This window comes from Legionella gresilensis, from assembly GCF_900639865.1.
Classification (GTDB): domain Bacteria; phylum Pseudomonadota; class Gammaproteobacteria; order Legionellales; family Legionellaceae; genus Legionella_C; species Legionella_C gresilensis.
Genome location: NZ_CAAAHX010000006.1, coordinates 151,277 through 166,126, shown reverse-complemented (window position 1 = coordinate 166,126; position 14,850 = coordinate 151,277). Strand labels below are relative to the sequence as shown.

Below are 14,850 nucleotides of genomic sequence, written 5' to 3'. Positions count from 1 at the left end.
TGAATACCGTATATTAAGCTTATTTTTAAATTCATCTGTTGAAAGCTATCCAAAAGAGGTCTATCTCTTTAGAACTAGAAAAATCTCTGTAATAGCTTTTCTTTTTTTAAATATCATAGGCCCCTTAAATTTTCTTAGTTGTCTCATTCAAAACGCTGCTAATAAATTAAGCTATATTTAATTTAATTTAATTTTAATTGTTTTGTAAGAAACTATTATGCCATTCCCTACTCTTTTATCCGTTAATGATTGGCGCAGTAAAACAAAAAGGAATCCTGATAAGGAGGCTGAAGAATTACTTACTAAGGTATATGAAGCTCAAACTCTATACGAGCGTTTTGATCACCTCATAGCGTTAAGAGAACATGCTCAAGCCAGATTAAATGATGTCAACTATAAAGACTTGTCTTCCTCTATATTATCTGTGATTGGTCATATTCTTAATGAGAGTGAGGAGACTAACATTGAGAAAAAAATTACAGCAAGAAGAATTATACGAGACTTTGATCCGTATTATATACCATGGGCTCGTCCTAACCCAGGCAATATAAATAACGATCCCTACGCCCTCTACCAAAGCATAGCAAATAAAACTGAAGCGGATAAAAAAAGTGAATTTAATCAGTTTTTTAATAATTTAAAACAAAATAGAAATCTGTTAGAGCTTGGCGGGCGTAATAGCGATTCTGATTATAATTTTTGGGCATACCGCTCAGAAGATGATGTTGAAGAAAAATCCTATACCAAGGAAGAATTAGAACAATTTCGCGTTATTCCTCATCAAGGAAAGCTTATTAAATTGGTTACCTCGGGCACTAGAGATAACAGACATCTAACATTCGATTATGCATCTACCAGCAAATTAGCGGTTAAATCTTATGATACCTTCTTGCAAGCGTCAGAAGATTATTCAAAACGAGGTATTTATACTATTCATATCAATGGTAGTATTTTCATCGGCCGCAGCCTTGCACCACAACGAACATCCATGCTATTTGATCCTGAAGCAATACTTCATCCTTCCTATTCAGATTCCTATTCTGGAGTGCCTCTTTTTATGGCAGGGCAAACAGAAATACCTACAGGAGAGCCGACTATGATAGATAGTGCAAGCGGCCATTACCTCCCAGATTATGAACAAACTCAAAATGCTATTTCATTTCTTAAAGACTTAGAAATCATAACAAATTATACTAAGTTGCCCTACTACAGACCAAGTAAAAAGGGAAAGGGAGAGGTAGAAAGGACATTTAGTGATAAAAATTATACTCAATTTGAAGCGCTCATTATAGATTATTGTACATTAAACGACTTAGATTTACGTGCACTTACATCTACCTATTTGCAGGAACATGCGCTACCCCTCTATACTCATTTTAATAGGCAGGCGGAGATTAATAATTTAATGCATAACTGGAAGAAAGAAGGCTCAACCTTTAGTTCACCTTCTGTCCAAACCATTCAATTAAACCGAGCTGTTGAAAGGTTTTCAAAGTTTGCAGAATACACGAAACCTATTAAAACACTTGCCTTGCTTTTAGAAGTACAGAATGCCATTGACAATTGGAAAGAATACCATCAGACCTCTGGTAAAACTTCGAGAAGAACAGGCGCTGTTAACAACCTTGAAAATATTATTCAAAAGCAGATTTTGTACTATCGAAGTAAATTACTTTTTAATAATTTAGTTAGGAGGTTCACAGGAAAAATTCCTGATGAAAATATCACTATAGTTACTGATTTAAAAGGTAAAGTTGATATAGATAATACAATTAAACTCTTATCAACATTTGCCAATCAAAATTCTAGCCCCAGCTCTTTTTTCCAGACGCATCCTAATAAAGAAGAAGATAATTCGCTGCAGGAGATTAATAATCTTTTGGCAGTAATGAAAAATAGTGAGAATGCCTCCACTGATGAATTAAAAAAAATTAATGAAAATTTATTAAATTTTGGCGCACTAGTTCCGAGTCAAGGGGAAGAGCCGTTAAAGTCAAACCTAGGTAAACAGTATTAGTAACTAGCAACACATTTATAAAGTGAGGAAGATTCTTTAGGCTATTAAGCAGATAGTAGCTTAATAAAATGTACAGTATTAATATAATAGCTAGGGCGTGTTGACAATTGGCGTTACGGCTCAAAGCCCGGCTAATTTGCGTAAATTTTAGTTTGAATTTGTTAAATTGGACCCGCTATTCGCCTCCTTCAAACTAAAATTTACGCTAAATTATCCAGATTTTTATCTCGCAAGACCAATTGTAAACAGGCCCTACAGAAAAATGGAAATAAACATGTTATTTAGATTTATTCTTGCTAGTTTTTATGATTTATTAATTATCTTAGCGCTATTATTTCTTATAACAGCTGTTTGCCTAATTTTTAATCCTCAATCATCTATCCCTGCTGGTACTCGCTGGTATCAATTTTTACTTGTAGCCGTCGTATTCTTTTATTATCTTTTATGCTTTAAATTTGGTGGGCAAACAATAGGTTTAAAAACTTGGCAACTGAAATTGGTAACTAACAGAAATCAATTAACGCTATTGCAAACTTTTTTATGGTTATGTTTTGCTTTGCCTGCAATAAGTTATGGATTTTTACGATTTAAAAGCCCGCAATATTTTCTCTTTAAGTGGACCAACGTTAAATTATGTAAAGTTCCTGCAGTGAATAGTGAAGTGAGGTGAAGGAGTGTACATAGGTGTACTTCGCCGAATGAGCTTACAACGCCGTATAAAGCTTAGTGGGTGGCGCTATAATTAACCTATCTTTGTTTATTCTCAGCTTCTTATTGCCGTTGAAACTTACTTTATTTGTGTGTTGATGCTTTAAAGCTGTTTTAATAAAACTAAAATTAAGCTTTTTCTAACTCTCTATAGTTTTTATAGTTATAGACTATAATTATTACAATATTTAACAAATTTAAACAAATCAGATGACAAGTGATGCTATTAGACAAGTTACAGGGCAAGCTCAAGCTGGCTTAAAAAATAATGATCCTTATATGACTATCGGGGTCAAGCCAGATGCAACCAGACAGGAAATTTGGGAAGCTTATTTAGAAACTGAAAGAACTATAAACTTAGATGAGTCTGTAAGTACAAAAGATAAGGAGCAATTATTAAAACAACTTGACGAAATCTATGATAAGTATCTAAAAAATGATGATGTACGTAATGCTTACGATAACCAGAGAAAATCTACAGAGGAACAGATAAGGCAAGAAGCTGAGCGTGAAGTAGATAGTATAATGCAAGATCTGTTAAAGGAAAATCAATCCTCTGGCGTCACCTTGATGCCACAAAACACCTCAAGTTATACTAGTAATCCGCTAGGGTCTGCAGCTGCAGGTTTCAACAGTGTTCCTGATAGCAGCCAAGGTACCAGTAATTCTTTTACAGATGATAGTGATTTAGAATCTATCTTTAATAATATTCCCAAGGCTCCTTAAACTACTTAAGTACAATTTAAGAAAAGTATGTAGAGAAAAGAATATTCAACTATATCTATAATAGAAGAGACATGCCCTTCTATAAAATAAAAATAATATTATCGCGAAACCTTAGGCCCAGAACTAGCATGTTGTAAGTAAGGCTGACGAGGTGATTCCGATGGATAGCCATAACCCTTATCATTTAAGGTTTTAACTAATTTAAGATAGCGTTCTCCCCAAGCGCCCGGATCAAAATTTGTCACTACAACATTATAATTTAAATTAATAATGGACTCAAAAGCCTTACGTTGAGCTTTTTCATGTCCACTAAAAGCTACTTGCACTTCGGTTTCAGCACTAGTACCACTTGATTTTAGGCGTTCAATTAAAAGATAAATCATTTTTTCAATAGTAAAATACAGCTTGCACATAGACATACCAGCTGTAAACATATCTTGCGCTTTAGATGTACTTAATCTATAACCCCAATCTAAAATGGTATATACAAACTCATATTCATTATCGCCTATTGGCTCAGGCTCAATGACTAAAGGAGGCAAAATAGGCTCAATAACAGGATTAATAATGAGAAGGTCAAAATTAGCCCAATGCCACCAAAGTTGGTAAACCCTCTCAATAAGCACGACTGGATCGTCATAATTATCAACTACAATTTGCTGCCGTATCTCTTCCATCTGCTGCTCAAAATTTGGATCGGAGACGTCTATTTCAGTTGCCATGATCATTACTCGTCTTAACGTATAACCGTATCTTAGCCTAAAATTAATACTTAAGCATGAAACGCTTTAACTAAAAAATAGCAAAAAAAGTGTAAATTTGGCGGTTTTTTTAAAATTTTAAGGCAATATGTTTAAATTAAAGTAAATCCCCCCCAAGAGAATTTGTCTTTTCTGTGTCAAACTCATGTTATTTTATAATAGACTATTGCCTGCTTGCGACAACTTTTAAGACAGCTCTTCTGACAATGAACCTCATCCTGACAAAATGCAATTGCACCTCGTTTTAGCCATACATCAAGCATAGGCTCTAAAGCCATTAAGTCTAGATCGAACTCACGAGCTAGTTGCTGATTACTTGCTATTCCTTCACGACGTAAATAATTAAGAATCTGTAAGAGCATACTTATTTCCTGAAGAAAGATTTTGATAGTAAAGTTTAGCTATAAATAGTCCAATACTTATTAACATTAGCATAATCCAAAACAAAGAAAGTGCTGGATGTTCCGTAAATCGAGCTATTTGGTAGAAAATAACAGCAGAAGCGTAAGCAATGAGAAATGACCAGATTACAGAAAACCACATGATTTTTCGATTCGCTTCTTGTCTAATTACAGCCATAGTAGATACACAAGGAATATAAAGTAACACAAAGAGTAAATAAGCAAATGCGCCTGCTTGACCATCGAAAAGCTGCACCATTTTACCATATACCGTTTGTGATACTTCACTGTCAGGTGCACTTGCTAAAATAGGGTTGATAAATGCGTGACCTAATTCAGATAAATTCTGGGGAATCGACCAAAATGCCTCTTGTAATGATTGCCATAAATTAAATGTTAAAGGAAGATGAGCATTATTGAGATGGGCCAATTGAGCATACAGTGAATTCAAAGACCCAATAACTACTTCTTTTGCTAACATCCCTGTTAGTAAACCTACTGTCGCAGGCCAATTATTAGGCTCAATTCCCATGGGTGAAAATAAAGGAGTAACCCATTGACCTAATAAAGATAATATAGATTGAACATTTGCTTGATCATTACTAAAACCACCGGAAATAGTTAGCGCATTTAACCCACTTAAGATAATACAAACAGGAATAATTAAGCGACCGGCCCGAATAATAAAATAACGTAATCGAGAAAACATTTCCTTTAATAACCGCTTTACAGTTGGCCTATGATAAGCAGGTAACTCAAGAATTAATGGTGATGAATAACCCTGTAAGATAGTTTTACGTAACATAAAACCTGTTAACACAGCCAATACAATACCAGTCATATAAAGGCAAAAGACGATATTTTGTCCCCCTCTAGGGAAAAAAGCGGCCACAAACACTGAATAAATTGCTAAACGAGCACTACAAGACATAAAAGGACTCATGACAATCGTTAATAGTCGTTCCCTGTCTGAATCCAACGTACGCGCAGCCATAATTGCTGGCACATTACAGCCAAACCCAACAATCATAGGCACAAATGCTTTTCCAGGTAATCCAAGCATACGCATAATCTTATCGACTACAAAAGCAGCCCGGGCCATGTAGCCTGATGTTTCTAGTAATGCTAAAAAGAAAAACATGGCGCCGATAACCGGAATAAATGCAATGGTTGTCGTAATACCTACCCCTATTCCCTGCGCAAGCAAAGCAATTAACCAGTGGGGAGAATGTAGTTTTAGTAATAACCACTCTGGGCCTTGGACAAAAAGTGCGCTAGAACTGATTTCAAAAAAATCTTGCAAGGCACCGCCAATATTGATTGCAAATAGAAACATCAAATACATAACAGCAAAAAAAATAGGCAATGCAAAAAATCGATGCAGTATAATGCGATCTATCTTTGCTGTGAAATGTTCACTAGTATCACTAAGTTTTTTCTGAGTTAAATTAACTAATTGATGAATTACTTGATAACGTGCATCAGCAATGACAATATCGTCATCTAGACCTTTTTCAAACTCCTCTAAATTCACTATACCTAACATAGTTTCTATTAAACATTGATCGCCTTCTAAAGTTCGCAAAGTGTAATATTGAGCTAGATTTGCAGATAAATGATAATTTGAGATGAGATTATGTTTAATTTTATTTATTTGTTTATGTAAATCTAAAGGAAGCGCCAGATTAAAATTGCTAGGTTTAACTGGTTTGGCAATTATAGCTTGTTGTAACTCAATAAGACCTATTTTTTTATGAGCTTGAATAGCTATGACGGGACAATTCAATTGCTTTGATAATAGTGCTGTATCAATATGAATGCCTCTTTGCTTGGCAATATCACTCATATTAAGTGCAATAATAATAGGTTTACCTAATTCTAGGAGTTGGCTTGTTAAATAAAGATGGCGCTCTAAATGGCAAGCATCTATAACATTAACAATAATGTCGGCAGGAATTGTAAGAATAGAATGAGCCGTAATCTTTTCATCTTGACTTAATGTATAAGAGGAATTTAATGAGTAAACACCTGGTAAGTCAGTAATTTCTACTGTTTGATTAGCAAATTGAAAAAACCCTGTTTTTTTTTCTACTGTTACGCCAGGCCAATTACCAATCTTTTGATTATCACCCGTAAGCGCATTAAATAACGTTGTTTTACCGCAATTGGGATTTCCTAACAATAAAATATGCGTCATACAGGTTCCCACTCTAATTCAGCAGCTTCTTCTTTACGCAATGTAATTGATGTTCCTCGTATTTCCATTTGTAGAGGGCAACCTAGCGGTGCAACTCTTATTACTTTTATTTCCACGCCGCGCGTTATACCCAAAGATAAGAGTCGCTTGCGGTAAACTAAATTAGTATTACCGAAATTTACTAACCGAACACGGTCACCCTTATGTAAATCATTAATATGAATTTTTTTCATTCTATTCTTAACTAAATTGGATAGATTGCAAAAATTTAAATCTTTTGCTGTATTTTAGCATAGATGATAGCGATAATCATTCTCATTTTGAGCGAAAATAAATTATTTTAACGCGAATTCGGGATAAGGATCGTTTAAAATCAAGAAAAATCAAAGAGAGCAAGGCAAAACGATGCAAAGCAAAGAACTAGCAGAGCTAATTTGAGCCCGCCTTATATAGGGATCCACGTTTTTAAGTTAAATAAGACATAGCGCGTCTTGGATGACGTTGAATGTAATCTTTTGATTGCATTTCATGTAGGCGACTTTGTGTTCGCTTGAAGGCTTGTTGCATTTCACCTTGTATATAAAGTTCATTAATGGGGGCTGCGGCTGATAATACTAGACGAATGCCTTGATCATACATAACATCAATAAAATGAATCAATAAAATAGCAAATACGGTATCACTTTCTCCCAATACCGGAATCTCGCTTACAAAAACAGTATCAAAACGCTCAGCTATTTCTAAGTAGTCCAGTTGACTACGGGGTAAATTACAAATAACTTTAAAATCAAACCAAACAACTCGATCACTTAGTTTAATATAAGGAATTTCGCGCTTTTGAACTATTAATGTACCTTCCGTTTGAGCAGCAGGTACAATATAATCAAACTGTTTATTTAAAAGACTGGTTGTTTCTTCATTTAAAGGATAAATATAAGTTTCAAAATTTAATTCGCGACTTAGACGATAATCTTGCTTACTACTAAGATGAATTACTTCGCAATGCTTTTTGATAGCACTAATTGCCGGCAGAAAACGAGCCCGTTGTACGCCATTACGATATAGATCGTCAGGCGCAGAGTTTGATGTAGCAACTAAAACGACATCTCTAGCAAATAAAGCTTGCATAAGTTCAGCTAAAATCATCGCATAAGCAATATCATCTACCATAAATTCATCAAAACAAAGTAATTGTGCTTTTTTTGCAATATCTGTTGCGATCTGTTGTAATGGATTAGGTGTCCCTTGCAATTGTCGTAGCTGCGCATCCACTTGTTGCATAAAATGATGAAAATGAAAACGTAATTTTTTATCTAAGGGGATGGTGTTAAAAAAAAGATCCATCAAAAAGGTTTTACCAACTCCGACTGGCCCGTAAATATAAATCCCTTTTAATGATGTTTTCTTAAGCCAATTAAACCAGCTTTTTTTCTGGTTAGATAAATCACTAACGAGCCTATCTAGATGAATTAATACTTGCCGCTGAGAAGGATTATCTTGAATATCACCAGAATCAATAGCTGCATTGTATTGATTAAGTAAACTCATAAGCTTAATACCTGTATACGCACTATCTCCATTAGTTTAGATTTTAATAAAAGTAAATTACCATGAAAGAAATGCCCAGTTTCTGCAAAACAAACAACAGGAATTTTAGGGTTAGCCTGATTAGCAAAATCAAGAACCATGTCTAAAGGTGAAATGTCGTCTTCTTCACCTTGTAAAATAAACCACGGTCTCGGTGCCTTAAATTCTAAATAATTATAGTGATGAAAAGGCGGTGCTATGGTAATTAAGAGAATCGAATCACTTTGTGCTGCTGCTCTGTAAGCGACGAAAGAACCAAAAGAAAAGCCAGAGAATATAAATTGAGTATAAGGGTATTGCTGTTGCCATAGTTGTTGTAAAACCAACATATCCTCACTTTCACCTATACCCGCATCATACTGACCTTCCGATTTACCGACCCCACGAAAATTAAATCGAATCGAAGGGATACCTAATTCTTTAAATGAACGTGCCATTGTTGTGACAACTTTGTTATTCATTGTCCCACCTTGCAACGAGTGTGGGTGACCTAATAATGCTAGGTAATTAAAATTTATTTCTGTAGGAAGCGTTAATATAGCTTCTAAATTGCCAACTTTCCCTTGAAAAAGAAAAGCATGCTCACCAGGCGTGAGTAAATTTGCGATAGGTAACATAAATTCATTCATAACTAACTTACTAAAGTATTAATAATAACCGATCTTGCAATTTGTTGCGCGTCCTTTAAACTTATTTTGCGCTGACAAATTGCAGCGACTTAATCCTTTCGTTTGCTATTAGACAGAGGAACTTACATTAGTCTTCTTTGGCAACTCGCTAAAAGAAATCTATTAACCTTTTTTGGAGGACTTGATCCATGAGACAGGTACCAATGCTTTTAAATTCTATTTTTGCCTACTCCTTTCAATTAGGAGTAAGTGAATGAATATTAACGAATTTATTAAAAAAAAGCTGACCGGCGAAAAAATAACGATGCTTACCTGCTATGATTATCCCTCTGCTAAAATTATTGCTGAATCACAATTAGACTGTGTTTTAGTAGGGGATAGTGTTGCGATGGTCGTTCATGGCCATTCTAGTACTGTGATGGCAACCATTGATATGATGGTTTTGCATACGCAAGCAGTAGCTCGTGGAATTACAAATCAATTAATAATAAGCGACTTACCTTTTCTTTGCCATCGCTCGTCTCAAGCTGAAACAATAATCAATGTTAAAAAATTAATACAAGCTGGCGCTCAGGCTATTAAAATTGAAGGTGGAGATGACGATACTTGCCGTACTATTGCTTATCTAGTGTCTTCTGGTATTCCTATACTCGGCCATATAGGCTTAATGCCGCAATCTATCTATCAATATGGTGGCTATAAAGTTCAAGGTCGAGACGATGAAAAAGCAAATCAACTATTACAACAAGCAAAAAACCTAGAAGCTTCTGGCTGTTCAGCGCTCGTTCTTGAATGCATTCCTCAAGCATTAGCAAAAAAAATAACTAATAGCCTATCTATTCCTACTATAGGTATAGGTGCAGGTTCTGTAACTGATGGACAAGTTTTAGTTTGGCACGATATGTTAGGTTTACAACAAGATTTTGTACCTAAATTTGTAAAACAATTTACAAATTCTAAAAGTACTGTGTTAACAGCGATTAATAATTATATTCAAGATGTTCAACAAAGTTACTTTCCATCAGAAAGCTACGCTTACTAATTAAATTACTTTTCAAAGGCTGCTAAAAAGCAGCCTAATTCAATTATTTACTAGGATAATTCATGCAAGTTTTTAATAATTTAAATGACTGGATCAATTTTAGAGATACCCTTGATCCTCACTTAAGTTTAGGTTTTGTACCTACTATGGGCAATTTACACAAAGGCCATAGCTCTTTAATGACAATTAGTAAACGTGAAAATGATCTAACTGCTGTTAGTATTTTTATTAATCCAACCCAATTTAATCGGCCCGATGATTATACTCACTATCCTCGCACCCTAGAATTGGATCTTAAATTACTGGAAGAAAATGGTGTTGATTACTGTCTTACTCCGACCGAGCAAGCAATATATCCTGATAACTACAGGTATAAAGTTATGGAAACTGATTTTTCTCAAATCATGGAGGGCGCCCATCGACCTGGTCACTTCAATGGTGTGTTAACGATAGTTATGAAACTACTCAATTTAGTGCGGCCCCAAAATGCCTATTTTGGTGAAAAAGATTATCAGCAATATTGTTTAATTCGCGATATGGCTAGCGCTTTTTTTATGCCAGTTTCTATAAAAATTTGTCCAACAATTCGTGAAGCAAGTCAACTTGCCTACAGTTCTCGCAACAATCTTCTTACAGCTAACGAGCGCGAATTAGCAGAACGCTTTGCTACTCTATTCCATCAAGATAAACCGTATAACGAGATTTTAAATCAATTAAAGGAAAATGAGTTAAGTGTCGAATACTTTATAGAGCATGAAAATCGCCGGTTTATAGCAGTTAAAATCGGAAATGTGCGTTTAATAGACAATTATGTTATGAAAACAGGTCAATAATTATGTATTCTATGATTTTAAGGCTATTCTTTAATAGATAAACATTTTATGAAAGGGACATCATTATGTTAAAAAAATATATATTAAATACATTGTTCTATTTAACTAGCCTTTCTTTATCCTCGTTTGCTGTAGCTGCAGCAGCGACAGACATGAATGCTGGTTCAACAACCAATACAGCTACTTCTTCAAGTGTAACCTCTACAGATGATCAACCAAGAAGTAAAGATGAATGGCTTTCTAAAATGCGAGAGGTAGTACCTGGAATTATTTGTAAAAATTTCACTCAAAATGAGGAACTTAATAAACGTCTCAAAGCAGAAAATATCGATTATGATAAATGCGTAAGTTTAATTCCTGCTAGTTTTGATAAATGTAAAAGCAAATATTACTCTGATCTTCCTGCAACAATGGATAAAGATAGTGCATCAAAGTGGGGTAAAACAATTGGAGAATGTATAGGTACTGATTTTGCCCTTACTAATTTTGGTGGTGAATCCAGCACTACTGATAAAGATAGCTCCGCCCAAGAAATGACTAAAGATGAATGGTTATCAAAATTAAAGGCTGTAGTGCCCGATTTAATTTGCAAAGGATTTATGCAAGATGAAGCGCTTAATAAACGATTAACCGAAGTTAATATTAATTATGATAAATGTGTTAGTTTAATACCCGAAAGCGTTGATAAATGCCAAAAAGAACTTTACTCTCAAATTCCAGCAACAATTAATCAGCAAAATGCAGGAAAATGGGGACATTCTATTGGCGAATGTATTGGTAAAGATTTTGCTTTAAAACACTTATTTAATAAAAAGCCTTAAGCTTTAGTTACAATTGTATAGATAGGCTAACTTTATTTATCTAAGTTCATCCTAAAAAAAATTTTAGGGTGAGCTTAGATCCTTATAAATAATTAACTTATTTTTTTATTTTTTTTGTTAATACAGAAGTTTCGTGCAATAGCCTGCGATGAAAATCTTAATAACTCTACTCTTTAATTAAATAAATAAATTCCTTTATTTGTAATCATTGAATTTATTTAATAAGCTTTAATTAAGAGAAAGATAATAAATTAATAGGAATTTATTATGAAAGAGAAACATTTCGCTTATAAGATAAATAGCAATGTTGCAGGCTTAATTTGTACTTATGCTGAAATTGAAAAAGATAAAATGCTAGAACTTTTAAAATTGGTCCAACAGGACAATGAAGTAGGTTTGTATTGGGTCTTTAAGCAATTAGATAATCAACCTAAAGAGCCATTATGTATTATTGATTGCACCCATAAGCGAGTTTATTATCATTATTCAGGTGAAGTAGAAAATTTAAGTGATACAATAAAAAAATTATCCCAATAATTACCTTTTACTATAAATTGAAATCTCTAAAATACAAATTTTCATGTCAGTAATTATCTACTAATTTGTACATTTTTATCTGGTTGTTGCTTAGATTGTGAAAATCGTGAGCTAAATTTTTTATTTGTAAAAAAACGAGAATATTCAACGTTTATTTTTTGGGTATTCTGCTTTTTAATAAGTTCAGCAATAGCATCATGCCCCATAATCTTAGCAATGTCATAAGGGGCAAGTAATATCTCATCATTTTCTTGCTTGCCTTCTAAAATTAAATTCATTCTTTGCTGGGTATCATTGTCTTTATCTACTACAAGAGATTTTAATTCACTAACAATTAATTTACCTGCATGAGCACAGTTAGCATCGCAACTTATTAATAATTTAACGACATCTTCATGACCTTCCTGTGCAGCTATCCATAAGGGTGTAATACCACTTCTATTCGCTTGATGAAGGTTAGCGCCTGCTTTAACTAAAGCATCAATAACCGGGGTAAAACCGCCATAAGCAGCAGCCCAAAGCGGTGTAGCGCCATTATCTATACGTATATTATTTAGATCAGCATGCGCGTCAATTAAGTCTGCAACCAATGATATCTGTCCTGTAGCAGCCGCTAACCAAAGTGGACTTATGCCATATTGTTGATGAATTATATTAGGCGAAGCACCTGCTGCAATCAATGACTTAGCCACGGAGACATGACCATTATAAGTACTAATCCAAAGGGGTGTTATTTTCTCTTTTAAATCAGTTTGCTCTAGATTGGCATGCGTTTTAATTAAGGCTTCGACAACCGACTTATGCCCCTTATAAGCAGCAATCCACAGAGGAGTGACACCTTCATGATCCACTAAATCAATCAGCGCACCTGCTGCAATTAAACTTTTAACAATTTGTATATGACCATTTTGACCTGCGACGTGAAGTGGCGTTAAACCATCAATATCTGATTGATTAATTAAAGCCCCTCCTTTAATTAACATTTCGACAATCTGAGTATGGCCATTTTGCGCGGCTATATATAAAGGCGTGCAGTTATCTTTGTTTGGCTGATTAATTAAAGCCCCTCCTTTAATTAACATTTCGACAATCTGAGTATGGCCATTTTGAGCGGCTATGTATAATGGTGTTGTGTTATCTCTCTCTGCTTGATTAACTAAGGCACCTTTTTTAATTAACATTTCGACAATCTGAGCATGGCCATTTTGAGCAGCTATGTATAATGGCGTGCAACCATTCTTATTTGGTTGATTAATTAAGGCACCTTCTTTAATTAACATTTCTACAATCTGGGCATGACCATTTTGAGCAGCTATGTATAATGGTGTTGCATTATCACTACCTATTTGATTAAGTAATGCTCCTGCTTTAATTAGCAAGCCTACAATTTGAGTATGACCACTTTGCGCCGCAATCCAAAGTGGGGTCACATGATTACTATCTGTTTTTTCCAATAGGGCGCCAGCTTTAATTAAGATCTTAGCAATCTGTGTATGGCCACATTGAGCAGCAAGCCACAGCGGCGTTATTCCTGTTTCTTTATCTATAGCGTTTAGGTTAACCCTAGCTTTTACTAAAGTCTTAACAACTTGGGTATGTTTATTGCGAACAGCTACCCAAAGGGGTGTAAGGCTATCTTTACGTACTTGATTTAGATTAGCTCCTTTTTTAATTAAATCTTTAATAACATCATCATGTCCATGTTGAGCGGCAATATAAGTTAAGCTGACTGTATCAGACTGGTAACGAGCTTTAGCTTTACTAATAGGTTGTTTTAAGTTTGCAAATTTTGCCTTTAAGACGTTACAGCGTGGATCAGATTTAGTTAATACTAAGCTCATATTAAAAGCAGAGTAAAAACCGTCATTATCATAAGCAAATCCCTTTTTAAGGGCTGCTGCTATATAGTCAGTAGTATTAGGTAATTTTGTAATTTCTAACGGATCCTGATTAGCATCTCGATAAATCCAACCTTGGCCTGGGGTGTAAACTAAAGCGGTAGTATGATTGGCATTCTCAACTAAAAAACCGATAGGCTTATTAGATAGATAAGCCGTTTCTTCTAACAATTTCCCTAATATATCTAGATGCTCTTTAATTTCTTGTTCAGTCATCATGAAAGGAGCAGAGTAAGGTACAGTTAAACCGCCTTGGGTTTTGATCATGTCTGAAGAAGCAATAGGAGAAAGTATTTCGAAACGCTCAATAAATGGTTTATTAACTAGAAAAGACCAATCAATTGGTGATTGAAATAATGTTAAATGATCATAGAAACCTAGGATTTCAAGGAGGTAATTGTCTTCATCTGTTAAGTTTTGCCCTGCTTTTTTTAAAACTTGATTAATAGCTTGAGCCAAGTCCTCCGTTACGTTTGAAGCGATAAACCTAATACGCTTTTCAAAGCACTCTCTTTCCTCATCACCTAATAAAGCAGCTTCTAACCATCGAAGTGAAAATCCCTTACATACACCTTTTTTGTCTTCTGAATAATTTAAGGCATTGTATAGATTGACAATGGCTAAATGATCGGACATTTTTTACATACCATTAATTTTGCAGCAGCAATTATAACTTAATTAAATTAAGTAAAT

General features: G+C 34.6%; 14 protein-coding genes. 7 read left to right on the top strand and 7 right to left on the bottom strand.

Going from position 1 to position 14,850, the window contains the following annotated elements; translation table 11 throughout:
* Nucleotides 1-217 precede the first annotated feature (217 nt).
* From E1P04_RS09270 to E1P04_RS09260, 3 genes are all read left to right on the top strand, one after another.
* Complete coding sequence (locus tag E1P04_RS09270) at nt 218-2,017, top strand: hypothetical protein (RefSeq protein ID WP_131782630.1); 1,800 nt, start codon at nt 218-220, stop codon at nt 2,015-2,017.
* A 274-nt stretch (nt 2,018-2,291) separates the two neighbouring features.
* The gene (locus E1P04_RS09265; protein ID WP_165482724.1) at nt 2,292-2,687 is read left to right on the top strand and encodes an RDD family protein; all 396 of its coding nucleotides are present in this window, start codon (nt 2,292-2,294) and stop codon (nt 2,685-2,687) included.
* Between the two features lie 248 nt (nt 2,688-2,935).
* A complete protein-coding gene (locus tag E1P04_RS09260) occupies nt 2,936-3,451 on the top strand; it encodes a hypothetical protein (protein WP_131782628.1) in 516 nt (171 codons plus the stop codon).
* Nucleotides 3,452-3,549: 98 nt separating this feature from the next.
* Here the strand turns inward: E1P04_RS09260 and E1P04_RS09255 are convergent, their stop codons facing one another.
* From E1P04_RS09255 to E1P04_RS09230, 6 genes are all read right to left on the bottom strand, one after another.
* Nucleotides 3,550-4,173, bottom strand: a complete 624-nt coding sequence (locus E1P04_RS09255) for a virulence factor (protein WP_131782627.1) — start codon at nt 4,171-4,173, stop codon at nt 3,550-3,552.
* Between the two features lie 182 nt (nt 4,174-4,355).
* Nucleotides 4,356-4,574: a FeoC-like transcriptional regulator gene (locus tag E1P04_RS09250; RefSeq protein WP_131782626.1), complete on the bottom strand. Its 219-nt coding sequence runs from the start codon at nt 4,572-4,574 to the stop codon at nt 4,356-4,358.
* On the bottom strand, nt 4,555-6,810 hold the full coding sequence (gene feoB / locus E1P04_RS09245) for a Fe(2+) transporter permease subunit FeoB (protein ID WP_131782625.1): 2,256 nt from the start codon (nt 6,808-6,810) through the stop codon (nt 4,555-4,557). The genes E1P04_RS09250 and feoB overlap by 20 nt, the downstream gene beginning before the upstream one ends.
* Nucleotides 6,807-7,043, bottom strand: coding sequence for a FeoA family protein (locus tag E1P04_RS09240; protein WP_165482723.1), 237 nt, complete (start codon nt 7,041-7,043; stop codon nt 6,807-6,809). The genes feoB and E1P04_RS09240 overlap by 4 nt, the downstream gene beginning before the upstream one ends.
* Nucleotides 7,044-7,275: 232 nt before the next feature.
* A complete protein-coding gene (gene zapE / locus E1P04_RS09235; protein WP_131782624.1) occupies nt 7,276-8,358 on the bottom strand; it encodes a cell division protein ZapE in 1,083 nt (360 codons plus the stop codon).
* Nucleotides 8,355-9,014, bottom strand: coding sequence for an alpha/beta hydrolase (locus E1P04_RS09230; protein WP_131782757.1), 660 nt, complete (start codon nt 9,012-9,014; stop codon nt 8,355-8,357). The genes zapE and E1P04_RS09230 overlap by 4 nt, the downstream gene beginning before the upstream one ends.
* A 265-nt stretch (nt 9,015-9,279) precedes the next feature.
* Between E1P04_RS09230 and panB the strand changes: the two genes are divergently transcribed.
* The 4 genes from panB (at nt 9,280) to E1P04_RS09210 (ending at nt 12,259) form a co-directional block, all read left to right on the top strand.
* Nucleotides 9,280-10,068 carry a 3-methyl-2-oxobutanoate hydroxymethyltransferase gene (gene panB / locus E1P04_RS09225; protein ID WP_131782623.1) on the top strand — a complete coding sequence of 263 codons (789 nt, stop codon included), beginning with the start codon at nt 9,280-9,282 and terminating at the stop codon, nt 10,066-10,068.
* 62 nt (nt 10,069-10,130) lie between these two features.
* Nucleotides 10,131-10,901 carry a pantoate--beta-alanine ligase gene (gene panC, locus E1P04_RS09220; protein ID WP_131782622.1) on the top strand — a complete coding sequence of 257 codons (771 nt, stop codon included), beginning with the start codon at nt 10,131-10,133 and terminating at the stop codon, nt 10,899-10,901.
* Nucleotides 10,902-10,966: 65 nt separating this feature from the next.
* Nucleotides 10,967-11,722 (top strand): hypothetical protein, encoded by a 756-nt coding sequence (locus E1P04_RS09215; protein WP_131782621.1) that lies wholly within the window; start codon nt 10,967-10,969, stop codon nt 11,720-11,722.
* A 267-nt stretch (nt 11,723-11,989) separates the two neighbouring features.
* Entirely contained in the window at nt 11,990-12,259 is a 270-nt protein-coding gene (locus E1P04_RS09210) for a hypothetical protein (RefSeq protein ID WP_131782620.1), read from the top strand.
* Nucleotides 12,260-12,312: 53 nt separating this feature from the next.
* Here the strand turns inward: E1P04_RS09210 and E1P04_RS09205 are convergent, their stop codons facing one another.
* A complete protein-coding gene (locus E1P04_RS09205) occupies nt 12,313-14,793 on the bottom strand; it encodes an ankyrin repeat domain-containing protein (protein WP_131782619.1) in 2,481 nt (826 codons plus the stop codon).
* Nucleotides 14,794-14,850 lie beyond the last annotated feature (57 nt).